General features: G+C 42.3%; 22 protein-coding genes and 1 pseudogene. 16 read left to right on the forward strand and 7 right to left on the reverse strand.

Annotated elements, in window-relative coordinates; genetic code table 11:
• Window positions 1-78: 78 nt before the first annotated feature.
• Window positions 79-333, reverse strand: coding sequence for a YfhL family 4Fe-4S dicluster ferredoxin (locus AN390_RS17860; RefSeq protein ID WP_055255597.1), 255 nt, complete (start codon window positions 331-333; stop codon window positions 79-81).
• An 8-nt stretch (window positions 334-341) separates the two neighbouring features.
• On the reverse strand, window positions 342-1,733 hold the full coding sequence (gene yegQ, locus AN390_RS17865; RefSeq protein WP_055255598.1) for a tRNA 5-hydroxyuridine modification protein YegQ: 1,392 nt from the start codon (window positions 1,731-1,733) through the stop codon (window positions 342-344).
• A 217-nt stretch (window positions 1,734-1,950) separates the two neighbouring features.
• Here yegQ and ndk point away from each other — a divergent pair, with 217 nt between their 5' ends.
• The 9 genes from ndk (at window position 1,951) to der (ending at window position 12,759) form a co-directional block, all read left to right on the forward strand.
• Window positions 1,951-2,382 (forward strand): nucleoside-diphosphate kinase, encoded by a 432-nt coding sequence (gene ndk / locus AN390_RS17870; RefSeq protein WP_004586996.1) that lies wholly within the window; start codon window positions 1,951-1,953, stop codon window positions 2,380-2,382.
• A 184-nt stretch (window positions 2,383-2,566) separates the two neighbouring features.
• On the forward strand, window positions 2,567-3,697 hold the full coding sequence (locus AN390_RS17875) for a bifunctional tRNA (adenosine(37)-C2)-methyltransferase TrmG/ribosomal RNA large subunit methyltransferase RlmN (RefSeq protein WP_004586995.1): 1,131 nt from the start codon (window positions 2,567-2,569) through the stop codon (window positions 3,695-3,697).
• A 126-nt stretch (window positions 3,698-3,823) separates the two neighbouring features.
• Complete coding sequence (gene pilW / locus AN390_RS17880) at window positions 3,824-5,695, forward strand: type IV pilus biogenesis/stability protein PilW (RefSeq protein ID WP_055255599.1); 1,872 nt, start codon at window positions 3,824-3,826, stop codon at window positions 5,693-5,695.
• On the forward strand, window positions 5,692-6,588 hold the full coding sequence (locus tag AN390_RS17885) for a RodZ domain-containing protein (RefSeq protein WP_055255600.1): 897 nt from the start codon (window positions 5,692-5,694) through the stop codon (window positions 6,586-6,588). The genes pilW and AN390_RS17885 overlap by 4 nt, the downstream gene beginning before the upstream one ends.
• Before the next feature lie 5 nt (window positions 6,589-6,593).
• On the forward strand, window positions 6,594-7,712 hold the full coding sequence (gene ispG / locus AN390_RS17890; protein ID WP_055255601.1) for a flavodoxin-dependent (E)-4-hydroxy-3-methylbut-2-enyl-diphosphate synthase: 1,119 nt from the start codon (window positions 6,594-6,596) through the stop codon (window positions 7,710-7,712).
• 396 nt (window positions 7,713-8,108) lie between these two features.
• Window positions 8,109-9,389 (forward strand): histidine--tRNA ligase, encoded by a 1,281-nt coding sequence (gene hisS, locus AN390_RS17895; protein WP_004586991.1) that lies wholly within the window; start codon window positions 8,109-8,111, stop codon window positions 9,387-9,389.
• Window positions 9,390-9,408: 19 nt separating this feature from the next.
• Entirely contained in the window at window positions 9,409-10,029 is a 621-nt protein-coding gene (locus AN390_RS17900) for a tetratricopeptide repeat protein (RefSeq protein ID WP_004586990.1), read from the forward strand.
• Window positions 10,030-10,039: 10 nt separating this feature from the next.
• Window positions 10,040-11,218 (forward strand): outer membrane protein assembly factor BamB, encoded by a 1,179-nt coding sequence (gene bamB / locus AN390_RS17905; RefSeq protein ID WP_055255602.1) that lies wholly within the window; start codon window positions 10,040-10,042, stop codon window positions 11,216-11,218.
• A 74-nt stretch (window positions 11,219-11,292) separates the two neighbouring features.
• Window positions 11,293-12,759 carry a ribosome biogenesis GTPase Der gene (gene der / locus AN390_RS17910; RefSeq protein WP_055255603.1) on the forward strand — a complete coding sequence of 489 codons (1,467 nt, stop codon included), beginning with the start codon at window positions 11,293-11,295 and terminating at the stop codon, window positions 12,757-12,759.
• A 107-nt stretch (window positions 12,760-12,866) separates the two neighbouring features.
• On the opposite strand, the pseudogene AN390_RS17915 reads toward der, so the two are convergent.
• Together AN390_RS17915 and AN390_RS17925 are read right to left on the reverse strand one after the other, a co-directional pair.
• Window positions 12,867-13,145: pseudogene (locus AN390_RS17915) on the reverse strand (zf-TFIIB domain-containing protein); the annotation flags it as partial.
• A gap of 504 nt (window positions 13,146-13,649) precedes the next feature.
• Entirely contained in the window at window positions 13,650-14,237 is a 588-nt protein-coding gene (locus tag AN390_RS17925) for a DUF4202 domain-containing protein (protein ID WP_095206798.1), read from the reverse strand.
• 217 nt (window positions 14,238-14,454) lie between these two features.
• On the opposite strand from AN390_RS17925, the gene AN390_RS17930 reads away from it, so the two are divergent.
• A complete protein-coding gene (locus AN390_RS17930; protein ID WP_055255605.1) occupies window positions 14,455-16,182 on the forward strand; it encodes a DUF885 family protein in 1,728 nt (575 codons plus the stop codon).
• A 143-nt stretch (window positions 16,183-16,325) separates the two neighbouring features.
• Entirely contained in the window at window positions 16,326-17,633 is a 1,308-nt protein-coding gene (locus tag AN390_RS17935; protein WP_055255606.1) for a DASH family cryptochrome, read from the forward strand.
• A gap of 26 nt (window positions 17,634-17,659) precedes the next feature.
• Here the strand turns inward: AN390_RS17935 and AN390_RS17940 are convergent, their stop codons facing one another.
• A complete protein-coding gene (locus tag AN390_RS17940) occupies window positions 17,660-18,736 on the reverse strand; it encodes a YeiH family protein (RefSeq protein WP_055255607.1) in 1,077 nt (358 codons plus the stop codon).
• Between the two features lie 137 nt (window positions 18,737-18,873).
• Here AN390_RS17940 and AN390_RS17945 point away from each other — a divergent pair, with 137 nt between their 5' ends.
• Window positions 18,874-19,767 carry a LysR family transcriptional regulator gene (locus tag AN390_RS17945; protein WP_055255608.1) on the forward strand — a complete coding sequence of 298 codons (894 nt, stop codon included), beginning with the start codon at window positions 18,874-18,876 and terminating at the stop codon, window positions 19,765-19,767.
• Between the two features lie 93 nt (window positions 19,768-19,860).
• On the opposite strand, the gene AN390_RS17950 is transcribed toward AN390_RS17945, so the two are convergent.
• Window positions 19,861-20,205 (reverse strand): hypothetical protein, encoded by a 345-nt coding sequence (locus tag AN390_RS17950; RefSeq protein WP_055255609.1) that lies wholly within the window; start codon window positions 20,203-20,205, stop codon window positions 19,861-19,863.
• 139 nt (window positions 20,206-20,344) lie between these two features.
• The gene (locus tag AN390_RS17955; RefSeq protein ID WP_055255628.1) at window positions 20,345-20,803 is read right to left on the reverse strand and encodes a thioredoxin family protein; all 459 of its coding nucleotides are present in this window, start codon (window positions 20,801-20,803) and stop codon (window positions 20,345-20,347) included.
• Between the two features lie 128 nt (window positions 20,804-20,931).
• Here AN390_RS17955 and AN390_RS17960 point away from each other — a divergent pair, with 128 nt between their 5' ends.
• The 4 genes from AN390_RS17960 (at window position 20,932) to AN390_RS17975 (ending at window position 26,164) form a co-directional block, all read left to right on the forward strand.
• Window positions 20,932-23,487 carry a CotH kinase family protein gene (locus tag AN390_RS17960; RefSeq protein ID WP_055255610.1) on the forward strand — a complete coding sequence of 852 codons (2,556 nt, stop codon included), beginning with the start codon at window positions 20,932-20,934 and terminating at the stop codon, window positions 23,485-23,487.
• Window positions 23,488-23,564: 77 nt separating this feature from the next.
• Window positions 23,565-24,482 carry a polyphosphate polymerase domain-containing protein gene (locus tag AN390_RS17965; protein WP_055255611.1) on the forward strand — a complete coding sequence of 306 codons (918 nt, stop codon included), beginning with the start codon at window positions 23,565-23,567 and terminating at the stop codon, window positions 24,480-24,482.
• Window position 24,483: 1 nt separating this feature from the next.
• Window positions 24,484-25,071 carry a DUF4956 domain-containing protein gene (locus AN390_RS17970; RefSeq protein ID WP_010556048.1) on the forward strand — a complete coding sequence of 196 codons (588 nt, stop codon included), beginning with the start codon at window positions 24,484-24,486 and terminating at the stop codon, window positions 25,069-25,071.
• Between the two features lies 1 nt (window position 25,072).
• Entirely contained in the window at window positions 25,073-26,164 is a 1,092-nt protein-coding gene (locus AN390_RS17975) for an OprO/OprP family phosphate-selective porin (RefSeq protein ID WP_055255612.1), read from the forward strand.
• The last annotated feature ends 156 nt before the right edge of the window (window positions 26,165-26,320 follow it).

Below are 26,320 nucleotides of genomic sequence, written 5' to 3' on the forward strand. Positions count from 1 at the left end.
AATGATAACGCGATAATTAATAAGTAGTTTAAGCTAATTTTTTGCTAAATTTGTAAGCATATGTTCCTTTTTATGTACTCAGCCTTCACTTTCAACTAGGTTTACATACTTTTGTGCGAGCTGCTCAAGTGACTCCCTATTTAAAGGATCGCTTTTAATGCAATTAATAGGGCACACTATGACACACGTTGGTTTATCGTAATGCCCCACACATTCAGTGCACTTATCTGGGTCTATTTGATAAGTTTTTGACCCCATAAAAATCGCGCTGTTGGGGCACTCATCTACACATACATCGCAGTTAATGCACTTGTTATTTATAAATAGTGCCATGCTAGCGCTTACTCACTTGCTACTTTTTTATAGGGGTTGCGGGTATCTTGGTGAGCATCTAAATTGCGCATTAATATTGCGTGATCTAGGTTAACGCTCTCATTTAGCGGAATTTTTACAATATGCCCAGAGCCTTTGGCATCGGTAATACTTTCGCCCTTTTTGTTTTGCATATATTCAAGCTCAAAAGTAAAGTTACCTTGTGGTGTCATCAGCTCAAGTGAGTGGCCTATGCAAAATTTATTTTTTACGTCTATGTTTACTAATCCATTTTCGTCACGCCCTAGCACTTCACCTACAAATTGCTGCTTAGTTGATACCGAGTGACCGTATTCATAGTTTTGATAATCTTGGTGGGCATGGCGCTTTAAAAAGCCCTCGGTGTAGCCTCTATGCGCTAAGTTCTCAAGTGTTTTGAATAAGTGAGTATCGAATGGTTTACCCGAGGCCGCATCATCTATGGCTTTACGGTATACCTGCGCGGTGCGCGCTACATAATAAAATGATTTAGTACGCCCTTCTATTTTTAAACTATGTACGCCCATTTTTGTAAGCTGTTCAACATACTGCACGGCGCGTAAATCTTTTGAGTTCATAATGTAGGTGCCGTGTTCATCCTCAAAGGCTGGCATATACTCCCCTGGGCGCCCTTGCTCTTCAAGCATGTAAATATTATTTGTTGGCGCACCTTCACCCAGACTTGGTATAACTTGGTTAGGGTCAATTTTATGCACCATGTCGCCCGTTTCGTTTTCAACGCCCGGTTTTACATCGTAATTCCAGCGGCAGGCATTCGTGCAGGTGCCTTGGTTTGGGTCGCGCTTGTTAATATAACCCGAGAGCAAACAGCGCCCAGAATACGCCATACATAACGCCCCATGTACAAACACCTCAAGCTCAGTATTTGGGCAAAGCGTGCGTATTTCTTTTATTTCTTCAAGCGAGAGCTCGCGCGATAAAATAACTCGCTCAATACCTTGTTTTGCCCAAAACTGAACACTTGCATAATTAACTGCATTTGCTTGCACCGATAGGTGAATAGGCATGGCTGGCCACTTTTCACGTACCAGCATAATTAACCCAGGATCTGACATAATCAGCGCATCGGGTCCCATAGCAATCACAGGCTCTATATCACGTAAATACGATTTAACCTTTGCGTTATGCGGAGCAATATTAGAGACCACATAAAACTTTTTATTTTGCGCATGGGCTTCATTAATCCCTATTTGTAATGTGTCTAGGTCAAACTCATTATTACGTACCCGCAAACTGTAGCGAGGCTGGCCGGCGTAAACAGCATCAGCTCCATATGCAAAGGCGTAGCGCATGTTTTTTAAACTCCCCGCAGGGCATAACAGTTCGGGAATAAAAGAAGTTACAGAAAAAACAGCTGGCATATGCGCTCCGTACAGCTAACCGAGTATAAGTCGGTTGCATGATTAATTAATTTACAAGCGCGGCATTATAAATGCGCTAAACATTGTGCTTTTGATCAAGATCATAAAACTGCAACCAAACTGGTTTTTAATAAAATTAGGTTTTTTCAATTAAAACGCGTATAATTCGCGCCCGTAAATATTCACACTTTTATTTAAAAATTATTGGAGCATAAAGATGGCTTTAGAGCGTACTTTCTCAATCGTAAAACCTGATGCAGTAGCAAAAAACCACATCGGCGCAATCTACAACCGTTTCGAAACTGCGGGTCTTAAAATCGTTGCAGCTAAAATGGTTCACCTTTCAAAAGAGAAAGCTGAAGGTTTCTACGCAGAGCACAGCGAGCGTCCTTTCTTCGGTGCTTTAGTATCTTTCATGACATCTGGTCCAGTAATGGTTACCGTTCTTGAAGGCGAAAACGCTGTTCTTAAAAACCGCGAAATCATGGGTGCTACTAACCCAGCTGAAGCACTAGCAGGTACTTTACGTGCAGACTACGCTGATAGCATCGACGAAAACGCTGTTCACGGTTCTGACGCTGTTGAATCTGCTGCTCGCGAAATCGCGTACTTCTTCGCTGACGAAGAGCTTTGCCCACGTACTCGTTAATTCGAGTTTTACAGTTAACGCTGTAATGCAAAGTAAGAAAAGGGCTTTCGAGCCCTTTTTTAGTCATTACGTAAAGTATCCTTAAGTGCATTTTTGATATTTTACTTAATGATTAAAGTGGGTGAATTGTGTACAATTCGCCCTTGTAAATTTTATCTCCACCGTCACCGATTGAGGTTGTTTCATGACCGAGCAAAAAAAGATTAACTTATTAGATTTAAACCGAGATGCAATGCGCGAGCTATTTGTATCATTCGGTGAAAAGCCATTTCGTGGCGACCAGGTGATGAAATGGATTTATCATTTTGGCGTTGATAACTTTGACGACATGAGCAACGTTAATAAAAAGCTTAAAGAAAAGCTTAAAAACGAATGCGAAATTGTTGCGCCAGAAATCTCTGTTCGCCAGCAAGCAAGCGACGGCACAATTAAGTACGCATTAGTGCTTGATGGCGGCCAAGAAGTTGAAGCTGTATGGATCCCAGAAAAAGACCGCGCCACCTTGTGTGTATCTTCGCAAGTCGGTTGTGCCCTTGAGTGTACGTTTTGTTCAACTGCGCAACAAGGCTTTAACCGTAACCTTAAAGTGTCTGAAATTATTGGCCAAGTTTGGCGTGTAGCTAAAGACATAGGCCTTGATGGCAACAGCGAAAAACGCCCTGTTACCAACGTAGTAATGATGGGTATGGGCGAGCCCCTACTTAATATTAAAAACGTAGTGCCGGCAATGGAACTAATGATGGACGACTGGGGCTTTGGCTTATCTAAGCGCCGCGTAACATTAAGTACCTCAGGGGTTGTACCTGCCCTTGATTTATTAAAAGAAAAAATAGACGTAGCACTTGCTATTTCACTTCACGCACCCGATAACGCACTGCGTGACGTACTTGTACCAATTAATAAAAAGTACCCAATTGAAGAATTTTTAGCCGCGTGTCGTCGTTATATCGATGGCTCTAAAGCAAATAAAGACGTGACCATTGAATACGTTATGCTAAATGGCGTTAACGACAGCACCGACCAAGCACATGAGCTGGTTAAAACGCTTAAAGGTACACCTTCTAAAGTTAACCTTATTCCGTTTAACCCGTTCCCGGGTAACGAATACACACGCTCTAGCAACAGCCGTATTGACCGTTTTTCTAAGGTTTTACAAGCTGCGGGTATTACGTGTATTGTTCGTCGTACTCGTGGTGACGATATTGACGCCGCCTGTGGGCAATTAGCCGGCGATGTTGTTGACCGTACTAAACGTATGGCGAAAAAGAAAATGCGCGACGATAACGCAATTAGCGTAAATATCCAGCAAGCATAAGCCTGTAACCACCCTGCGTATATTTCCTATGCAGGGTGGTTAAGTTGTTTATTTTTAAATAAATGATGCAACACTAAGGGTTTTAGGTAAGATAGGCGCTATGGATAGAAAAACAGAGACAAGGTAATGCGATCTTTACTTGCTTTAACACTTTCAACACTTGCCCTTACAGGGTGCGTAAGTGAAAGTAGTTATAACGGCAGTGACAAACCCGTCGTCGAAAACAAAATCAATAATGCAGGCGCAGCACGCACTCGTATCGCCCTCGCTTTACAATACTTAGAAACTGGCAACAATTCGCAAGCAAAGTATAACCTAGAGCGAGCTATAGAATTTGCCCCAAATCTACCTGAAGTACATTACTCTCTTGCTTATTATTACCAACAAGTAGGCGAAAAAGAGCGTGCCGATAAAGCCTATCAAAAAGCATTAGCAATTAAGCCTGACGATCCGAACACGCTTAATAACTACGGTGTGTTTTTATGTAGTATTGAAGAGTATGACCGCGCGACCGATCAATTTTTAAAAGCAATTGATATTCCAAGCTATATTCGCGTTGCCGAAAGCTACGAAAACCTTGCATTATGTGCCATAGAATTTAACGACTTTGAAAATGCAGAGAGTTACTTTAAACAAGCACTTAATCACAGCTCGCAACGTACATCGACCCTAATAAGCTTAGCCGCCCTTTTTTATGCTAAAAGCGATTTACATAAAGCCAGCGAAGTATTAAAGCGTCATGACGACACCGGCCGAGTGTCTGCACGTGCTTTATTGCTTGGTTATTTAATTAAGCAGCGCATGGGCAGAATAGAAGAAGCAGAAAAAATTGCCGCCACCATAATGCAAACTTACCCAACAAGTAAGCAAGCCTATGCCATTCGCGATAATCGTACTAAACAAACTGAGTTTGAAATACTGCGCGAAAAATACCGTAAAGCGCAACTCGAGGAGCTTCAAGAGCAGTATGGCGAAGAGCAAATCAGTGTTGAGCAACCGAAAATTAAAATTATCCGAAAAAAGCGCCCAACTACCGATAATTCGACCAGCTTAATTTCTCCAGGGGTTGAGCCTTCAAGCCCAGTATTAAATGAGACGGCAAAAGCACAGGCAACCATTGCCGCAGCAAACAAACAAAAAACCGTTGCTGAGCAAAATGATGACGCTGCCACTCTCACGCCTGCGGCTCAACCAACGCAGGCTAAAGTAGTTACAACAACAAAAGCAGTAGTGCCAGCTGTGGCAGCCGCTCCAACCGTAACAAATACTGCCCAAGTAGCAACGACAACTACAACATCTGTGCCTGCAGAGTCTAAAACAGATACCGCAGCGGTGCTTTTGGCTTTAACAACGGATCACCAAGCGCAACAAACGTCTACACCCACAGCTGAGCCGCCAAAAGCAGTCGCTAAACAAACACCCAAAGATGATGACGAAGTAAAAATAATTTCATTTGGTGCGCCAAAACAAGCTAACTTTAACACCCCACAAAATACACGCCCTGCTGCAAATGGCCCACAAAATACGGGCTTAAATAATTCGGTAGTATTTTATGAGGCTAAAAAAGACAGTGCGGTATTTAGTAATAACCCATACAGCGACAGTAACGACATTACACTAAAAAACTACCAACCAAGTGTAAAACAAGAGCCTCCCATGCTTAATCCAAAAGTCCCCCCTTTAAAGGTGCCTTTTCATATTATTGAGTTTGGTGAAAACCTATTTAGCATTTCAGTGCGATACAATGTTAAACTACAAAAACTCCTGCAGTGGAATGGTCTAAAGGAGTCGGATCGTGTTATCAACGGAAGTAAAATTTATTTAAACGATCCTAATATTTATTACGAGATTAAAGCTGGCGATACCCTTTACGACATAGCTACCCAGCGGCATGTATTAATTGATGAATTAATGCGATGGAATAAATTAAGTCCAGATATAGAACTTACACCTGGGCACAGACTATTACTAGTGGATCCAAATTCGTACCTATTATGACAGAAGAAACTACGCAACAAAGCGATGAACCAAGTGTTGGGCAACTATTAAAAGCGCATAGAGAGCAGGCTAATGTAAGCTTAGAGTCACTTACTGGCCCACTTAAGCTTTCTATTTCTCAGCTGCAACGCTTAGAAAGCGATCAGTACCAAACGTTAGGCCCAATTACCTTTGTAAAAGGCTACATTAAAAACTATTGCCGTGAACTACACGTCGATAGCGCCCCTATATTAGCTAAATTGCCAGCACCGCCCGAGCCTACAAAGCCGGCTAACATGCAAAGCTTTTCGCGCCGCACAGAAAAAGAAGCCCACGACAGCCGCCTAATGCTGGTGAGCTACATTATTTTAGCCATTGTTATTGGCTCATCTGCCTTATGGTTTTGGCAAAATGCTACGCCTATCGATGAGCAAACAAGCACAATCAATATTGAAAATTCAATTTTAGATAACCAGCAAAATAACAACGCGCTAAATAACGAAAGCGATAACACCTCGCAAATGCAAGCAACGCAGGCAGTTGAGCGCACACCGGCTGTAATGCCTATAAGTGCTGAACAAGTCCCCTTAAGTGAAGCCGCTAATGCCACGGCGCCTATTGCCGCTAGCACCCAAACAGCCACTAACGAGCCCGCCACGCAAAGTAACACCAGTACAATTAACATGGTGTTTAACGATGAGAGCTGGGTAGAAATACACGATGGCGAAGGTGAGCGCATAGCATTTGGCGTAAAAAAAGCAGGCTATAAAATGGCTGTAAGCGGTACCCCGCCTTTTTCAGTTGTGCTGGGTAAGCACGACGTAGTTAGTGTTTCTCTAAACGGCGAACCAGTTGATATTTCTGGTTATCCTAAAAATCGTTTAGCCAAATTTAAATTACCATTAGCAGAGTAGTCGCTATGTTTTCAGAATCTCCAATTAAACGCAGAAAATCAACCCGCATCAATGTAGGCAACGTGCCTATTGGTGACGGTGCCCCTATTGCCGTACAGTCGATGACCAATACCGACACCATGGATATAGATGCCACGGTAGCGCAAATCCAAGCAATACAAGATGCCGGCGCCGATATAGTGCGTGTATCTGTACCAACTATGGATGCAGCAGAAGCGTTTAAAAGTATAAAAGAGCAAGTTAGTATACCGCTTGTAGCCGATATTCACTTTGATTACCGCATAGCGTTAAAAGTGGCAAAATATGGCGTAGATTGCCTACGTATAAACCCAGGGAATATAGGCAGTGAAGAGCGTATTAGAGCCGTTGTAGACTCAGCACGCGAGCATAATATCCCTATTCGTATTGGTGTAAATGGCGGCTCATTAGAGCGCGACCTACAAGAAAAATACGGCGAGCCAACTCCCGAGGCATTACTTGAATCAGCAATGCGCCATGTAGATATATTACGCCGCCTTGATTTTGACCAATTTAAAATATCGGTAAAAGCATCAGACGTATTTTTAGCTGTAGGCGCTTATCGTTTACTTGCTAAAGAAATAGAGCAACCCCTGCATTTAGGGATCACCGAAGCCGGCGGTATGCGCTCAGGTTCGGTTAAATCGGCTGTAGGCTTAGGCATGTTACTTGCCGAAGGTATTGGCGATACGCTACGTGTATCACTTGCTGCCGACCCAGTTCAAGAAATCAAAGTAGGTTTTGATATTTTAAAATCGCTGCGTATACGCTCTCGCGGTATTAACTTTATTGCCTGCCCTAGCTGCTCACGTCAAGAGTTTGATGTAGTGGGCACCATGAACCAGCTTGAAGAGCGCCTAGAAGATGTTGTTGAGCCAATGTCTGTTTCGGTAATTGGCTGTGTCGTTAACGGCCCAGGCGAAGCCCTAGTTAGTGATATTGGCCTTGCCGGTGCAAACCGCCGCTCAGGTTTATACATTAATGGCGAGCGTCAAAAAGCGCGTATTGATAACAACAATATTGTTGACCAGCTTGAAGGCTACGTGCGCGACTTTATTGCTCAAAAAGAGCAGCAAACACCTATCGACATTAAAATAGTCGAATAAATACCGTATAAAGCGCCAAACCACGTTGTTTGGCGTTTACCTTTATAGCTAGAGGATACCCAAACGACCCCAAGGTACAGAATTCAGCGTTTCACAGGCTCTTAATATCAAGGCGTTACTTTGCAAGAATGGCAATCCCTTTTAAAAAGTAACAACGATGAGAGTAAGTGTATGTGAACCGCCCAACGGGTTGGTTTAAAAGCGATTTATACTGCGTTATTGATTTTAACAATAGAACCACTATTACTTTCAATCAATGCCTTGCCTAAATCGCTTTTAATTCAAACGACGCTCGCATCATGGGGTCATTTGGGTATATAATGACGGGTCAATTTTTAGCATTCTTGTTGTGTAAGCATTTTTTTATTACACATAAACAGTAATTAGGATTTATCAGTGGCAAAACAAATTCAGGCAGTTCGCGGTATGAACGATTGTCTGCCGGGCGACACGCAAGTTTGGCAGAAAGTAGAAAACATTTTACGCGAGACAGTAGCATCGTTCGGTTATCAAGAAATTCGTTTTCCTATTGTAGAATCAACCGACTTATTTAAACGCTCTATTGGTGAAGTAACCGATATAGTAGAAAAAGAAATGTATACCTTTGCCGATCGTAACGGCGACATGCTAACCCTTCGCCCAGAAGGCACCGCAGTGTGTGTACGTGCAGGTAACCAAAATGGCTTGCTTTATAACCAAGAGCAGCGCCTGTGGTACATGGGCCCGATGTTTCGTCATGAGCGCCCTCAAAAAGGCCGCTACCGTCAGTTTCACCAATTTGGTTTAGAAACATTTGGTATTGCCACAGCCGACATAGACGCAGAAGTTATTTTACTTACCGCGCAATTATGGAAAGCATTTGGCATTAACGAACACGTACGTTTAGAGCTTAACTCGTTAGGCTCTAACGAAGCGCGTGCTGATTACCGCGATGCACTCGTTGCCTACCTTGAACAGCATACCGACGTGCTTGATGAAGATTCAAAGCGCCGTATGTACTCAAACCCATTGCGTGTACTTGATAGCAAAAACCCAGACGTGCAAGCAATCTTAGTGGATGCGCCTAAATTGTCTGAGCATTTAGATGCTGAATCAAAAGAACATTTTGCAAATTTATGTGAACGTTTAGACGCAGCTGGCGTCATATACACGGTTAATGAAAAGTTAGTACGTGGTTTAGACTACTACAACCGCACAGTATTTGAATGGGTAACAGATAGCCTAGGCGCACAAGGTACAGTGTGTGCTGGCGGACGCTACGATGGCTTAGTTGAGCAACTTGGCGGCAAAGCAACGCCCGCAGTTGGTTTTGCTATGGGTCTAGAGCGCTTAGTACTGTTACTCCAAGCACTTGAGTGCGTAGGTGACATTCGCCGCAATGCTGATGTATATTTAGCGGCAATGGGCGACAAAGCCAGCGTACAAGCCCCTGCCATTGCAGCGCAACTGCGTAGCGACGTACCCGGTTTACGCGTTATGGTGCATGCCGGCGGCGGTAACTTTAAAAAACAACTAAAACGAGCTGATAAAAGCGATGCACTAGTGGCTGTTATTATTGGCGAAGATGAATTAGAAAAAGGCGTTGTGACCATAAAATATTTACGTGAGCGTAAAGAGCAAGTCACACTAGAATTAGAACAAGCTAAAGCGCTATTAGCTGAGCTTATCAATAGCTAAGCTAACTTAAGAGGTAATAATGGACATTTATTCAACAGAAGAACAACAAGCAGAAGCCATTAAGCGCTTTTTTCGCGAAAACGGTATTTCACTTGCGCTAGGTGTAATTGTAGGTTTAGGCGGCTTATACGGTTGGAAAGCATACAACCAAAACCAAATTACAACTGCTGAGCAAGCGTCTGACGAATATACAACACTTGTACAAAGTGACGATGTACTTGGCGCAGCCGATACATTCATTAAAAACAACCAAGACACAAGCTATGCAACTTTAGCCGCTTTTGTTGCGGCAAAAGACGCTGTTGATGCAAAAAAATTAGACCTTGCTAGCGAAAAACTTAGCTGGATTGTTACAAACGCCCAAAGCGAAGAGCTTAAAGCCATTGCCATTACGCGTTTAGCACGTATTCAACTTGCGCAAAGTAAATTTGACGAAGCCCTAAGTACATTAAACTCGCCACTACCAGAGGCATATAACGCCAATGTAGCTGAGCTAAAAGGCGATATTTACATTGCACAAGGTAATAAAGACCAAGCTCGCACTGCGTATCAAGCAGCTGCCGATGCAGGCGGGTTAACAACAAACCCTTTATTACAAATTAAATTAGACGACCTAGCAGTAACTAGCCCAGCGGCATAAGGTTTTAGGTATGAAAAAAATAACAACAGCAACTCTCGCACTGTGCATGGCAACGCTAATGGGTTGTTCATCAAGTGATGACGAAGACGAGTTAGTACTTCCTGAAATTATTAATCAATTTGAAACAGACGTAGTGTGGCAAGAGTCGGTTGGCAGTGGTGTAGAACATTATTTTTCTCGCTTATCGCCTGCTGTATACAAAGACACTATTTATGTAGCTAGCCGCGAAGGCCAAATTGAAGCGCTTTCGCTTACCAATGGCGACACGTTATGGGAAACCGACGTACGTGAAGACTTATCGTTTTGGCCATGGTCAGATAACGGCACAGCTAAATTATCAGGCGGTATATTACAAGCTTATGGTAAAATTTACGTAGGCTCTGAGCACGGATTTATTATTGCTCTTGACCGCGAAACGGGTGAAGAAGTATGGCGTAAAAATGTGCCAGGCGAAGCGTTATCAAAACCAGCTGCGGGCGATGGCCTAATTTTTGTTAATTTAGGCTCGGGTAAACTATTAGCGCTGCACCCAGATACAGGCGAAGAACGCTGGAACTTCGAACAAGAAGTACCACCGCTTACATTGCGTGGCCAAAGCTCACCAACAGTTGCAAACGGTGGTGTGTTAGTAGGCTTAGAAACAGGTAAATTAAGTGTACTCATTTCTGAGAGCGGTTATTCAGCATGGAGTGCAGAAATTGCCGTTGCTAAAGGTGCATCAGAATTTGAGCGCTTAGTTGATGTAGACACACAACCAATTATTAGCGGCCCTTACGCTTATGCTATTGCATACAACGGTAACCTAGCAGCGGTAGATATTCGCTCTGGTAATGTTGTATGGAAACGTGAATACAGCAGCTACCGCGAAATAGCGATGGATGCACAAACTATTTACCTAGTAGATAGCGAAGGCGTAATTTACGCATTAGATAAAAATTCAGGTATTGAACGTTGGAGCCAACCCGCTCTACGTGGTTGGTACCTAACAGGCCCTGCAGTTGCAGGTAGCCACTTAGCTTTAGGTGACCAAGAAGGTAACCTACATTGGCTAAACAAAGACACTGGCGAGTTAGTATCTCGTGAAGAATTTGACAGCTCAGGCTTTTTTGTTGAGCCGGTTGTAGCCGACGACAAGCTAATTTTATACACCCGTGATGGTGAAGTTAGTGTGGTAAACACCCCTAACTAACTAGCTAACACTTAAAGGTTTTTTGTAAGGCTTCGCACTGCGAAGCCTTTTGTTGTTTTTTAAAGAGGTAGTTTATGCTTCCCGTGATCGCTCTAGTTGGGCGACCCAATGTGGGCAAATCCACATTATTTAACCGTTTAACACGTACTCGTGATGCACTCGTAGCCGATTTTCCAGGTTTAACACGAGATAGAAAATATGGCCAAGCTAATTACGATGGCTATGAATTTATCGTGGTAGACACGGGTGGTATTGATGGCTCTGAAGAAGGCATCGAAACCGAAATGGCCGACCAGTCGTTACTTGCCATTGAAGAAGCCGATATTGTGTTGTTTTTGGTTGATGCCCGCGTAGGCATGACCGTTGCTGACCAAGCCATTGCTAATCACTTGCGCAAGCAAGAGAAAAAAAGCTTTGTGGTTGCCAACAAAACAGATGGCATTGACGCCGACTCAAACTGTGCAGAATTTTATCAATTATCATTAGGTAATATTCACCATATTGCAGCAGCACATGGGCGTGGTATTACACAGCTTTTAGAGCACACTTTACAGCCTGTAATTGCAGAGCTTGCAGCACTAGATGAAGACGTTACTGATGACGATGAAGAGTTAATCGACCTTTATCAAGAAGCCGAAGGCGACGATACAGACCACCAAGCGTTTGCCGATAAACCAGTAAAACTGGCTATTATTGGCCGCCCTAACGTAGGTAAGTCTACACTTACAAACCGTATACTCGGTGAAGAACGTGTAATTGTATACGATATGCCAGGCACCACCCGCGACTCTATTTATATTCCGATGACTCGTAACGACAAAGAATATATTTTAATAGATACCGCAGGTGTTCGTAAGCGTAAAAAAGTAAGCGACGTAGTTGAAAAGTTCTCAGTAATTAAAACTCTTCAAGCTATTGAAGATGCAAACGTTGTATTACTGGTTGTTGATGCTCGCGATGGTATTTCTGATCAAGACTTAAGCTTATTAGGTTTTGCGCTTAACTCAGGTCGTTCATTGGTTATTGCCGTGAACAAATGGGATGGGCTTGATGATTACGTTAAAGATCGCATTAAAACAGAGCTTGATCGCCGTTTAGGGTTTATTGATTTTGCGCGCTTACACTTTATATCTGCGCTTCATGGTACAGGTGTTGGCCACTTATTTGAATCGGTAGATGAAGCGTACGAGTCAGCAACTAAACGTATTAGCACCGCAATGCTACGCCGTATTATGGACATGGCGCAGGCCGATCATCAGCCGCCACTTGTTCGTGGTCGTCGTGTTAAGCTTAAATATGCGCATGCCGGTGGTTATAACCCGCCACGTATTGTAATTCACGGTAACCAAGTTCACGATTTACCAGATAGCTACAAACGCTACCTTATGAACTACTACCGTAAAGCACTTAAAATTATGGGCACCCCAATCAAAATTGAATTTAGAGAAGGTGATAACCCATTTGCAGGGCGTACTAACAAAGTAACGCTTTCGCAAAAACGTAAAATACGTGCCTTTGCCAAAGAAAACCGTAATAAATAAATTCGTCAGAGTTAATTTACTACAAAAAACGGCGTACTTTTTAGTACGCCGTTTTTTATGCTTTATACCAATTAGTTTAATTGAGTGTTTTATTTTGAGGCTGGGTATTAAAGATTAAGTAATGCCAATTGCACCAGCCGTTCAACTGTGGTGTCTTGGGTATTTTTAGGCGCTTTGGGGTAATACTTAGATTTTGGCGGCTTAATAGATACAAACCCATGATTGGTGGCCATTTCATGCGCTAGCAGTTTTCGCTCTTTGGGTGTTAAATGGTTTTCGTGTATTTTTGCAAGCTCCCCGCTATCAAGCCATATGCCAGCGCAACCTGGGCACTCGTCTATTTCAACAACTTTGAGCGGTGAAAAATACCGGCGCATCATCACTATATCTAGGGTCTGTTGATCTTTCAAGGTTAAATTTGCAGCAGCCTGTTTGGTATTTAGGCAAGGCACCCATAAATAGGCGATAACGTAGCATTAATGCCAAACAGGCGCTACCCAAAGGGTTCTTCCTAGGGACTATTTACTCTTTGTTGCTTGGCTTTTACTTAGTCCACTAGGTTACAAACCTCGCGCCGTGATTAAATAGCCCCTAGTTTGAACAAATTTTAATCCGCAAAGTTCAACAGACCCTAAGCACTTTGGGCAATTTACTCGCGATGATACATCGCCCTCACCTTCAATGTAATTACTCAAATACTTAAGTAGAACCTGACCATGCTTTAACTCAGGCGAGCTAAACTTAAAAATTTGGCTGTTATCAAAAAATACGCCGCCTTGCGCTGACGTAAAAACAGTAATCCCGCCAATTAATAACGGCTCAAGAGAGGTATTTGTGCGTGGGCATAACATTCTAAAATCCTTTTATTTTAATACTTAACTTACACTACTTTACTCAAGTGCTTTATGAATAAGCCCAACAAGCGGCGCTGGTAATGTAATATTACCTGCAAGTACAAACTCATGCGCGTCGTCTGACATTTTTTGCCATGTACGGCGAATAATCCCTATCCATTTTTGCTCATCGTAATCAGGCTTACTATTAGCAAACCCGAGCATGTAATGCTCAATAAATACTAGGCTTGCTACATCTTCTACTAATTGGCTATCTGGGTTACGTTTAATATTTTTTTTAGCAACTGCATCGTACACTCTGTTTTGCTCAGCATCGCTGTATCCAGCTTGCTCCATAAGTGCAACAACACTACTTGCATGAAATATATAAAGCGCACTGCGCCATTGATGATAGCCCTGCTTGTTCATTGCAAAGTCGCTACGCGGCGACTTCCAACGTTGTATATGCTGCCCACGCACTGCAATTTGCATGAGTTCATCGGCATCAGGCTTAAAGCGAGTTAGCATATCGCTCATACGCTGTGAGTATAAATACTCTTTAGGAACACTCTCCCCATTAAATTGCTCACTGTTTGGGTCTTGGTTGTTTGCTTCATCAATTAAGGCGATTACTTTATTAAACATGACGGTCATTTTTTATAGTAAGTTTTTATCATTCTAAACGCTGATAAAACAATAAACTAGTGCGCCACTCAGTTATGCAGTGAAATTTGCTCAATCATAATACAAAACCAATAAATACAGGTTGTAAAAGTAAGCGCATTGATTAAGTTAACTTGGTACTATATTGAGCACAAATTAAAATAAAAAAGCGCGACTAACTCGCCAATAACGGATCACTATGTTTAAAAAACGTATTTTAGCTATTTGCTTAGCAGCCACCTCGCTATCATGCCTTGCCGACAGCAACAGCGATTTAAAAACAATTATTGATAACCACTGGCAAAATGCCAAAGCTGAAAAAATATTTTTTCGAACCGATCCAGACGGTTGGAAACCAAACGGCACATTACCAAATTGGAGCGAGCAAGCCATTGCAAAGCGCCAAGCTTATAACAACAGCGTACTAGAAAGCTTAGCCAACATTGATCCAAAAACGCTCAACAAGGATCAGCTAATGAACTACCGCTTATTTAAATATGAGCGAGAAACCGAGCAGCAAAGCTACCTTTATCAAGATAAGTATTTTCCGGTAAATTTTTTAAGTGGCTGGCATACCTACTTTGCAGAAGCACCCGCTAATATGGCTTTTTTAACAGCTGATGATTACAACGCATTTTTAATCAGCCTTGCCGACTACCCGCGCTTTAATCAGCAAAATATTGATTTAATGAAAGAGGGAATAAAAACAGGATTTACCCATTACTGTAAAACCTTTGAAAATTACAGCCAAAGCATTAGCGCACACATAGTTAAAAACCCCGAAAACAGCGCCCTTTACGAGCCCTTTACGCGTATACCTAATACATTTAATACAGCGCAAAAATCAAACTTAAAACAAAAAGCCCAAGCCGTAATTAAAGATAAAGTAATTCCTGCGTATCAGCATTTTTACGACTTTTTTGAAAATGACTATATGCCACACTGTAGAGCGCAGCCGGGCATAGCAAGCTTGAAAGGCGGGCTTGATTATTACAAGTACACGGTTAATTACTACACCACAACAAGCGCCACACCTAAACAAATACATCAACTAGGCCTTAAAGAAGTCGCGCGTATTAAAGCGCAAATGCAAAATATTATTGATGAAGTAGGCTTTGATGGCACCTATAGTGAGTTTTTAGAATTTTTAGCGAGCGATAAGCAGTTTTACGCAAAAGACGCGCAAGACTTGCTAGAAAAAACCGCGTTCATTACGCAAAAAATGTATGGAAAATTGCCCACTTACTTTGGCCACTTACCGCGTAACACCTTTACTATTAAGGGCTCAGCAAGTCGTGGTGCGTTTTATATGCCACCACCAGATAACCGCTCACCTGGTACTTACTTTTTAGCCTCAACACCTAAACTGCAGCCTTTATATAATTTAGAAGCACTTAGTCTGCACGAAGCCATACCCGGGCACCATTTACAAAACGCCATTGCTATGGAGCTAAATGTCCCCGAATTTAGACGCACACTTAGCCACTCTGCATTTGGCGAAGGTTGGGCACTATACACAGAACGCTTAGGTAAAGAAGCTGGTTTTTATCAAAGCCCGTACAGTGACTTTGGTCGTTTAGGTTACGAAATGTGGCGTGCAGTGCGCTTAGTGGTTGATACCGGTATTCATGCCTTTGGTTGGAGCCGCCAAAAAGCAATTGATTACTTAGCCAGTCACACCGCTTTACCACAAAGCGCAGTGGAAGATCAGATAGATCGTTATATTTCATGGCCAGGCCAAGCGCTCTCGTACAAAATGGGCGAAATAAAAATACGAGAGCTTCGCGCAAAAGCCGAAAAAGAACTCGGCGCTCAATTTGATATACGCAGCTTTCACGACACTGTTATTGGCCAAGGCTCATTGCCTATGGCAGTGCTTGAGGACGTTATAAACGATTGGATAGCAGAACAAAAACCAGTAAGTTAAAACAATACTTTTAAACACGACTTTTAAACACTAAAGGGCGGTAAGTTTATCGCCCTTTTCAAAACCGCATTAAATACCTCAAAACTAATCCCTACCCGCTTTTGCTTCGTAAACTTAATGATTACAAAAACCAGAGCATGAGTATGAGCAAACGCATTTTATATTGGCTACAAAACGATTTACGCCTAACCGACAACCCAATTTTTAGTGACCTTATGTTGCAGCAATGCGCGCTTGATATTGTATTTGTTATTAACCCGCACTGGTTTAAAAATAATAACTACCAACAAAAACCTTATGGCATACACAAACAGCAGTTTTTAATGCAAAGCTTGTACGAACTACAACAAGCACTTATTGAGCGCGGGCAAACCCTGTATGTGCTTGAGGGCGAACCCGTATCGCTTTTAAAAGCGCGTATTAATGAGCAAAATATTGATGAAGTTGTATACAGCGAACAATTTGGCGTGTACGAGCAACGCCAAATAAACTTACTCAAAGCACATTGCCCCAATACACAATTTACAGGAACGCTGCAAGACACGCTCTATAAACAAAGCGACCTCCCTTTTGATTTAAGCGAATTACCTAATCACTTTACCCCGTTTCGTAAAAAGGTAGAGGCCGCCAATAGCCCCATTACACCTTCTACTTTGCCAAACGGTTTGCTCCCTAAGCCAATAATTTTATGCGCAAAAAAACCTATAGAACGTATAACAAATAAAGGCGTAATGCATGGCGGGCTTAACAGTGCGCAAGCTCATTTAAAGCAATACTTTGCAGGCGCAATGCCAAGTACTTATAAAACGACTCGCAACGAGCTTGATGGCTTTAACAACACCACCAAATTTAGTACTTGGCTTGCCTTTGGCTGTATAAGTGCAAAACAAGTTTACAAAGCCGTAGAAAATTACGAGCAATGCAATACAGCAAACGAGTCTACTTACTGGATTAAATTTGAATTGCTATGGCGAGAGTATTTTAAATGGCACGCACTTAAAGCAGGTAACAACCTGTTTAGCTTTAAAGGGCAAAAACAAACTAAACCGCTTACTACTTTTACACCTACACGCTTTGCTGCTTGGTGTAACGGCACAACGCCATACCCGCTTGTAAATGCCATTATGGAAGAACTAAACGCTACGGGTTACATTTCAAACCGAGCAAGGCAAATTGCAGCAAGCTGTTTAGTAAACGAGCTTGGCCTTGATTGGCGATACGGCGCAGCCTATTTTGAGCAACAATTGATTGATTACGATGTAGCAGCAAACTGGGGCAACTGGCAGTACATAGCCGGTGTGGGGGTTGATCCGCGTGGCGGCCGCCACTTTAATATACAAAAACAAACGGCGCAGTATGATCCAAATGGTATTTATACCAATAAATGGCACGGGCACAGTAATAAAACACAGCAGCTCGATCACCTAAACGAAGTAGATTGGCCTATTTAAGCCAATCTACCTCCACCAGGTTATATTTAAAACAGCTGCGCAATGCCTATATTAATGGCAAAGCCAGCTAAGGTTAAAAACAAAAATAAACAGCCAGCTAATAGCAGTGGCTTTATACCCGCTTGGCGAATAGCGCCAACATGTGTACGCAGCCCAAGTGCGACCATGGCAATGGTAAGTAGTATATTGTCAAACCATATAATAGCGCTTGTAGTACCTTGCGGAATAACCGATAACGAATGCACGCCACTTGCCACTATAAATAACACTGCAAACCAAGGGATTGTAATTCCTGATTTTTGCTCGCCGCCATGTGCGTTTATGTTTGCATGCTTTTTACTTTGCCAAAACGATAAGCCCACTAGAAATGGCGCAAGCATCATTACGCGTAGCATTTTTTCAATCACGGCGGTGTCGGCTGCATTGGCACTTACCGCAGTCCCTGCTGCTACCACTTGCGCAACTTCATGAATGGTTGAACCAACAAAAATACCGTACGCATGCTCACTCACACCCATATATTCAAACATAATTGGGTAGGCAAACATACTTAACGTGCCAAACACCACAACCGTTGCCACCGCTACAGATACTTTATGCGCTTGTGCTTTTATAACTGGTTCAGTTGCCATTACCGCTGCGGCGCCACAAATAGAGCTACCCGCACCTATTAGTATGGTTGTTTGTTCATCAAGCTTAAAAACGCGCTTACCTAGCTGTACTGCTAATATAAACGTACCAAGCAGCATTACCACATCGGTTAATAGGCCATGCCAGCCTACATCCGCTACTTGCGCAAAAGTAATTCTAAACCCAAATAAAATAACGCCCGCTTTGAGTAATATACTTTTAGCGTAATCAACGCCTACATCTGTACGCGTAGCTATACGCGAAAACACACTGTTACCCACAATAATGCCAAGCACAATACCAATTGTTAAGGAGCTAAATTGCGCACTTTGCATTATAGGTAACTTACTTAATGCAACAGATGCCCCCGCTAACACAACCACCAGCAGCATACCTAACCACCAGCGCGTATCGCCGTATTGCTTAGTATTAATACCCAAAGGCTGAAAACTATTTTTAATAGCGCTAAGCATAATATTCCCTCACTTAAACCATATTGATGTGTTGACTTAATTGTAAGAAAGCTCAAAATATAACTCCAATATATTAAAATCATGATTTGATAACTTAAAGTTATACAATTTAGAGTTATGCAATTTAAGGTTATACAATGAACTTACATGCACTTAGGGTGTTTTATACAGTGGCTAAATTGGGTAGCTTTTCAGGCGCAGCCGAAGCGCTTTGTATAAGCCAGCCCGCTGTTTCTAAAGCGCTAAAAGAGCTAGAGCATCAGTTAAATATTCAACTTATTGAACGTGCATCTAAGGGTAAAAAGCTCACCTTAAGCGAAGGCGGCCAAGCTTTGTATGATCACGCCCGCAGTATTTTTGCTATCGAAAAAGCCGCCATTGAAGATATTAAATCGCGCACAGGGCTTAAGCGCGGTACATTAGTTATAGGCACCAGCACCACCATTGCCAGTTATTGGCTACCGCCTTATTTAGCCAAATTTTGTGCGCAGTACCCGCATATAAAAGTAGAAGTACAAGTGGCTAATACCGCGCAAATTGAGCATGCCTTACTTGAATGCACTATCGATTTAGCACTGGTTGAAGGCACACCTACCGAGCCGCACATTATTAGTAAGCACTGGCAAAATGATTTAATGAGTGTGGTTATACCGAGCAACTTTAAGCCCACTAAAGACTTAAAAGCGTGGTTAAACGAGCAGTTTTGGCTATTACGCGAGCCAGGCTCTGGCACGTTAGAAATGTCTGTAAAGTTATTAGCAGAGCATGGCGTACAGGCTGAGCAAAGTATGCAATTAGGCAGCAACGAAGCCATTGTAAGGGCTGTTGCTCAAGGTATGGGGGTCGCTTTATTGCCAAACGTAGTCACAGAAGATTTAGTGCAGTTAGGCAAATTAACGCGCCTGAGCCAAAAAAATAACGAGCAACTCTCTCGCCCTCTTTATCAACTGCATTATAAAGACAGACCGTCTTCGCATGCTGCGCAAGCATTCGAAAAAAGTTTATTTAGTGCTCAATTTTTAAATGAGTGAATTTAACGCGCGTCGTAAATTTACATAAACGTTAAAGCGAGCGTTGATAACTCGTGATGTGTGAGACAGTTTGTCCTCTATCGCTTATGTTTGTTAGGGTTTTGTGAGCTCATAAGCACGAGCTATAACTAAAGGAAAAAAATCTCCGCCTAAAATTACTGCCCATTGCCCACAACCAAAACGTTCAATACGATTTGCATCTGTCAATATATTACGTAAATTATCAGGGGAAGCATTATCTATATTTGAAATGATATTTTTTACTTCTTTTGGGTCATAATCAATTTTTAACCACGGAGGGGAACATAGACTATTCATAAATTCAGAAATAACTTCAGGATAATTAGGGTAGCCACTAGAACTATCAATATCAGGTAATGCCTGCTTAGCTAACCTAAAGTTTTCTTCAAGCTTTTCTACATCACTTTTTAAAAACATACTTCCTCCTTAAAAAAACAAAGGGGTAAAATCCTGACCTCTCATATTGAAATACTAAGAGATCATTCATAACAGCCCACAAGCTAACTTATAAGTCTATTAGGCTGAATCAGTAAGCTCTCACAGCCCCAAGCTCTACTCACAAACCCTGCGTTAAATCTTGTGCCAATGTACCCGTTGGTTTTTCAATTACGCGTACTAACTCTTTACCATCGTCTTTTACTATAAACGTTGGCGTGTATTGCAAGTCGTGCGCCTGTGCTATTCCAGCGTCGTCTTGCTTGTTGTAACCCACGGCCACATATTTAACGCTTGCAAGTTTTACCTTAGACGCATCAAGTAACTTAATAAGCTTTGGGACTTCGCGTTGGCTGTCGTGACACCAAGTGCCAAATAATACAACTAATGCCTTGCCTTCTAGCTTTTGCATTAAGGCTATATCTTGCTCGGTTGGCGTAAATGCGTTGTACTGCTTATTAAACTTATCGTAATCGCTTAATAGTACATCAGTTGTAATATCGCCCGAAAATGGCGCAGTAGCGGCATTACTTACAAGCGGCATGCTTAACGCGCACAATAAAATTAATTGTTTAAACATAAGGTTAAAGTAACTTTTAAAGTGAGTAATTAAGCTCACTATACTGAATATTACTGAATGTTTACACATTGTTTGCACCTTCTATTTTTATAGTTTGCCCACTTTAATAAAATAATAAGCGTGCATACATGAATATAAAACCTTTTATATTTTATTCAGTTATTGCCTCTACTACATTTTTATATGGCTGTGGCGAAACTGAGCAAACAACCGATAGCAGCACAGAGCAAACTGACTCATCATCAACAACCACCTCCACGGGCTTAGTTATTAACGAAATTGTCGCAAGCCCAAGCGATACCACCTACGACTGGATTGAGCTATACGCCACTGAAGATATAGCCGACCTATCGGTATTTTCACTTGTTGATGATAACGCCGACAGAGAGCCTCAAGCTTTACCCGCAGTAGCGCTTTCCCAAGGTGAATTTATTGTTATTCAAGCCATTGATGAAACCGACACCCCGCCCGATAACGGTTATTACGTTACCTTTAAACTAGGGAGCGACGATGCGGTTACGTTATATGAGGACGGCACTGCGGTGTCTGTACTTGATTGGGAAGAAGGCGAAGCCGCTGAAGGCTTTAGTTACGGCTTATATACCGATGGCACCGGCACCGCGCAAACACTAACGCCAACAGAGGGTGCAGCTAACCAAACAGCCGATACCTCTACACTTGTTACAACGCTAATTGCTGAAGATGCACCACTGCGTATAAACGAAGTAGTAGCAAAAGACAGCAGCGGCGGCGAGGACTGGATAGAGCTTTATGTAACAAGCAGTAGCGATGTTTATTTAGCTGACTACACACTAAGTGATGACAATAACGAGCAATTTGCTCTACCTGATATTACGTTATCGCCTGGTGAGTTTTACCGCATTTACGCAAGCACCGATGATTTAGGCGACCTGCCAAGCGTAGCGTTTAAATTAGGCGCAAGCGATACCGTAAGCCTTTACAGTAACAATGTAATTATAGAGCAGTTATCGTGGAATAAAGGCCAAGCGCTGAGTGGTTACAGCTATGGCCGCTACCCAGATGGCAGCGATGCAACTGCGGTACTCACTCCAACAGAGCTTAGCTCAAACAGCCAAGCAACCCACGGGCCACTCGTTATTAACGAAATAGTGGCAAGCGCCGCAGACGATGGCAACGACTGGTTTGAGCTATACAACAACAGCGAAAATACAATTAACTTAGCCAACTACCAAGTTATTGATGAAAGCGACGACATAGACCCCGTAACCCTGCCCGACATAGATTTATACGCAGGTGAATACATTACTATTTATGCCACCGATGAAGACCCAGGCACTTACTACGTCCCTTTTAAACTAGGCAAAGAAGACGGGCTAAGCTTAATACTCAACGATGAAGTAATTGACTACATTGACTGGGATGAAAGTGATGTAGCCACAGGCTTTAGTTACGGCCTAAGTAGCGGTACAGGCTTTACTCATGCGTTTTTAACACCTACCCCAAGTAGTGAAAATACAGTTGCAACCGCCTTTACACCTACGGCCGTTAATACGCTTTCTATTACAATTAGCGATGAAAACTGGCAAGACATTCTAGATAACCCACTTGATGAGGAATACCACGAAACCGCTATTACCTTTAATGGGGTAACACTCGATAGCGTGGCTATTCGCACTAAAGGCGGCTCAAGTTTAAGCAGCGTTGCCAACTCTAGCAGCGACCGTTACAGCTTTAAGGTTGATATTAACGAATATGTGTCGGGGCAAAAGTTTTTTGGGCTAAAAAAATTCACACTACAAAACTCGTTTAACGACCCGTCGTACATGCGTGAAGTAATCGCCTACGAGCTTATGGATGAAATGGGTGTGCCAACGCCTGAGCATGCTTACGTTAACTTTTATGTAAACGGCGAACTATTTGGTTTGTATTTAATGGTAGAAGCCGTAGATGGCGAATTTGTTGAAAAACACTTTGCCAACAGTAATGGCGATTTATACAAGCCAGATGGCACAGGCAGCGATTTATTATGGCTAGGTGACGACATACAAAGCTATACCGATATAAACCTGCAAACCAACGAAGACACCACCGATAACGGCGCCTTTATTAACTTTGTTGAATCGCTCGATAAAGGCGAAAGCACCGCCATAGATATAGACACGCTGCTGCGTTATATGTCGGTAAGCACTTCACTGTCTAATTTAGATAGCTACCACGGCCCGCTTGCACATAACTATTATATTTACGATGACGATGGCGTATTTAGCATTTTGCCGTGGGATTTTAACGAGTCATTCGGCACCTTTAACATGGATTGTAATAGCGTAGATGTAAGAGAGCTCTACATTGATGAGCCTGTAAGCGGCGCATTAAGCGAGCGCCCATTAATTGCTAATGTATTTGCCGAGCAAAGCCACCTCGATACGTACCACAGTTACTTAACACAGCTTATTAATGGCTCACTTTCAAGCGACACATTTAACGCACGCGTAAATGAAATAGCCGATTTAATTCGTGAGCACGTACAAAACGACCCAACTAGCTTTTATGGCTCAACCTACTTTGAGCAAAACCTAACCTCTACCACGGGGCAGTTTTACGGCTTAACGTCTTTTATGGAGTACCGCGTAGCAAATATGGCCGCGCAGCTTGATGGCACATTGCCCTCAGCGGGTGATGGCAGCGGATTTTGCTCTAGATAAACAACCCATCCTTGATGCGGTGTCAGCACGCTGGCACTGCACTCTATTACTTTGCAATTTAATAATCTGAGAAAATTATGACAATTCAAGCACGTTTTAAGGATGAACTTTTTGAAAAGGATACTTCTACCTCACCAGCAGCAATTACTGCTATAAACACTAAAAATAAGCAGGCTCAGTCTGAAAAACCAGATGCGCATGGCTCATTAACAAGCTTAATTAACGAGTTACTTATTCCGTTTGAAGGTTACGGATTAAACGATCTTAATAACGCTAATTTAATGAACCGTGTAGACAGTAAGTTTATGCTGCCACTATCGTTTTTACCTGAGCTGCTTACTCATATACAAGGCCAGTATCGGGTACTTGATATACAAGGCAAGCGTTTATTCTCTTACTATAATCAGTACTTTGATACGCCCGAACTTGATTTATATAAAGCTCACCATAACGGTAAGCTTAATCGCTACAAAGTACGCCAAAGGCGCTACGTTGATACCGCCACCGAATACCTAGAAGTAAAACTAAAAAACAGCCAAAGCCGCACCGTAAAAACACGTATAAAGCTCGCGCAAACTAACAACCAGCAAGCTAACAGCACGGCGTTTATTAAAGAGCAAATGAAAAACAGCTTTGCACATTTAAATGTAACCCAGCAAAGCGGCTATAACCGCATAGCCCTAGCTAACGAAGAAAAAGCCGAGCGTTTAACGCTTGATTTTAACCTGTGGTACAACACCCCAAAAGGCGATAACAAAATAACCTTACCGGGCTTTTTTATTGCCGAGCTTAAACAAAGTAAAAAAACAAAACGCTCGCCATTTTATAAACTTATGAGCAAACACCACATATTCCCTGCCTCGTTTAGTAAATACTGCATTGGCTGTGCTTTGCTCTACCCCGAGCGCTTAAAAGTAAACCGCTTTAAACCTGTTTTAGCCCGTTTAAAACACCTTAACCGCACTAACCTGCCTTTACCTTTAGAGAATAATTAAAATGACCAAATTAGATCTTATTTTTCTTTCCCGCTTTTTAGTAAACATCCTATCGCTGGCTGTACTTTGCTATGGCTGTTACTTTCGCGTAAGTAAAAATGCAGTGGTAGCAGGCTCGTTTATTTTATTTGGCGTAGGCGTTTTTATTATTACCTTTTTGCTGCACGGCGTTGATATGTCAATGGAATTTGCATTTGGGCTATTTGCTGTATTCACCATGCTAAGGTATCGCACTGAGTCTATTTCTATTAAAGAAATGACCTACTTATTCCTTGTTACTGCCATTGCTTTACTGACCTCTGTAGGGCAAATGAGCCTAATTGAGCTAAGTATTCTTAATGGTATTATTTGCTTAATTGCCTTTTTGATTGACTCAAGCGTATTTGTAAAACGCTACGAAGTACAAAGCGTTTGCTACGAGCGCATAGAAAACATAACCCCGCAAAACCAAGCCACACTAATCGATGATTTAAAACAGCGCACAGGCCTAAATGTAGTTGCCGTAGATATAGAGCACATCGACTTTTTAAGAGACGTAGCGCAACTAAAAGTAAGTTACTTAGCCGAAAAACAAACAAAGGCAGCCTAACATGACCTCTAAACAAACGATTACCTATGCGGCACTTTCAGCTCTTTGCCTTGTTAGTAACGCAACCTTTGCCAAAATTAACGACGACATAGACCTAAGCGGCTATATCATGCTCGACTACAACAAGTTTGATACCTCTTTGTTAGAGGGGCAATACGACAGCAGCAGCTCAGAAAGTACCTCTGAAATACGCCGCGCTCGCCTAAGTTTTAAATCAGATATAAACAAAAACTGGAAAAGTAAATTTCAGCTTGGCTTTGCCGATGGCGAAACCGAAATAAAAGACGCCTACCTAGAATACTCTGGCTGGAAATATGCCGATTTAACCATAGGCCAACAAAAAGAAGGTTTTGGCCTAGAAAAACTAACTAGCTCGCGTAAATTGCTAATGCTCGAACGCAGCATGATAAGCGAAGCGTTTTCACCAGGACGCAGCTTAGGTATTAGCCTTTCCGGGGACATAGCCTCAGTAAATTGGCAGCTAGGTTATTACGAGCCCGATGAAGACGAAGCAACGTCTGCTATTACAGGGCGCGTAACTTGGGTGCCATGGCAGCAAAACACCAACCTTTTACACCTTGGGGTAGCATTTAGTGAGAGGCAGTACGACGGTAACGAATTTAGAGTAAATGAACCTCTTGAAGTTTATACCGCCGACTCATTAATAGAAGGCGATAAAATTAATGCCGATAGCCTTTCGCAACAAGGCGTAGAGCTACTATGGCTAAAAGACAGATTTACCATGATGGCCGAGTGGCAACAAGCACAAGTAACCAGTATTGAAAATACAACTAACGATTACGAAGGCGGCTATTTGCAATTTGGTTATCAACTATCGGGCGGATACCGTAAGTATAAAAACGCAAAACTCGGCGCAAGCTCAGAGCCAGGCTGGGAAATTACAGGCCGCTACAGCCTACTTAGGCTCAAGCAAGAAAACCAAGACGCAAAAACCTACGCCCTCGGCGTTAACTACACCGTAAACAAAAACATAAAGTTTATGGCCGACTACATTAAAGCCGACTACTTTGATGCAGGCGGTACTATCACATCGGGCAATGCAATCTCATTAAGGCTGCAGTATTCGTTTTAATGCGCTTTGCATGTTAAGCCGGTTAGCCTAAAACCACAAAGCCCTGTGCTAAACGTTACGTTTAACATAGGGGCTATTTAATTGAGCAGTTATAAACTCTCTAAAGGTAACTTATCAGGCTTGTACTTATTCGACTAATTACAGTAAGGGATTTAA

The sequence above is a fragment of the Pseudoalteromonas sp. P1-11 genome, from assembly GCF_001399995.1.
In the GTDB taxonomy this organism is placed as follows: domain Bacteria; phylum Pseudomonadota; class Gammaproteobacteria; order Enterobacterales; family Alteromonadaceae; genus Pseudoalteromonas; species Pseudoalteromonas atlantica.

Excerpts from the sequence above, each read along its gene's own strand:
- AN390_RS17860 (WP_055255597.1), bottom strand. The coding sequence starts at position 333 with ATGGCACTATTTATAAATAACAAGTGCATTAACTGCGATGTATGTGTA.
- yegQ (WP_055255598.1), bottom strand. The coding sequence starts at position 1,733 with ATGCCAGCTGTTTTTTCTGTAACTTCTTTTATTCCCGAACTGTTATGC.
- ndk (WP_004586996.1), top strand. The coding sequence starts at position 1,951 with ATGGCTTTAGAGCGTACTTTCTCAATCGTAAAACCTGATGCAGTAGCA.
- AN390_RS17875 (WP_004586995.1), top strand. The coding sequence starts at position 2,567 with ATGACCGAGCAAAAAAAGATTAACTTATTAGATTTAAACCGAGATGCA.
- pilW (WP_055255599.1), top strand. The coding sequence starts at position 3,824 with ATGCGATCTTTACTTGCTTTAACACTTTCAACACTTGCCCTTACAGGG.
- AN390_RS17885 (WP_055255600.1), top strand. The coding sequence starts at position 5,692 with ATGACAGAAGAAACTACGCAACAAAGCGATGAACCAAGTGTTGGGCAA.
- ispG (WP_055255601.1), top strand. The coding sequence starts at position 6,594 with ATGTTTTCAGAATCTCCAATTAAACGCAGAAAATCAACCCGCATCAAT.
- AN390_RS17900 (WP_004586990.1), top strand. The coding sequence starts at position 9,409 with ATGGACATTTATTCAACAGAAGAACAACAAGCAGAAGCCATTAAGCGC.
- bamB (WP_055255602.1), top strand. The coding sequence starts at position 10,040 with ATGAAAAAAATAACAACAGCAACTCTCGCACTGTGCATGGCAACGCTA.
- der (WP_055255603.1), top strand. The coding sequence starts at position 11,293 with ATGCTTCCCGTGATCGCTCTAGTTGGGCGACCCAATGTGGGCAAATCC.
- AN390_RS17925 (WP_095206798.1), bottom strand. The coding sequence starts at position 14,237 with ATGTTTAATAAAGTAATCGCCTTAATTGATGAAGCAAACAACCAAGAC.
- AN390_RS17930 (WP_055255605.1), top strand. The coding sequence starts at position 14,455 with ATGTTTAAAAAACGTATTTTAGCTATTTGCTTAGCAGCCACCTCGCTA.
- AN390_RS17935 (WP_055255606.1), top strand. The coding sequence starts at position 16,326 with ATGAGCAAACGCATTTTATATTGGCTACAAAACGATTTACGCCTAACC.
- AN390_RS17940 (WP_055255607.1), bottom strand. The coding sequence starts at position 18,736 with ATGCTTAGCGCTATTAAAAATAGTTTTCAGCCTTTGGGTATTAATACT.
- AN390_RS17945 (WP_055255608.1), top strand. The coding sequence starts at position 18,874 with ATGAACTTACATGCACTTAGGGTGTTTTATACAGTGGCTAAATTGGGT.
- AN390_RS17950 (WP_055255609.1), bottom strand. The coding sequence starts at position 20,205 with ATGTTTTTAAAAAGTGATGTAGAAAAGCTTGAAGAAAACTTTAGGTTA.
- AN390_RS17955 (WP_055255628.1), bottom strand. The coding sequence starts at position 20,803 with ATGTTTAAACAATTAATTTTATTGTGCGCGTTAAGCATGCCGCTTGTA.
- AN390_RS17960 (WP_055255610.1), top strand. The coding sequence starts at position 20,932 with ATGAATATAAAACCTTTTATATTTTATTCAGTTATTGCCTCTACTACA.
- AN390_RS17965 (WP_055255611.1), top strand. The coding sequence starts at position 23,565 with ATGACAATTCAAGCACGTTTTAAGGATGAACTTTTTGAAAAGGATACT.
- AN390_RS17970 (WP_010556048.1), top strand. The coding sequence starts at position 24,484 with ATGACCAAATTAGATCTTATTTTTCTTTCCCGCTTTTTAGTAAACATC.
- AN390_RS17975 (WP_055255612.1), top strand. The coding sequence starts at position 25,073 with ATGACCTCTAAACAAACGATTACCTATGCGGCACTTTCAGCTCTTTGC.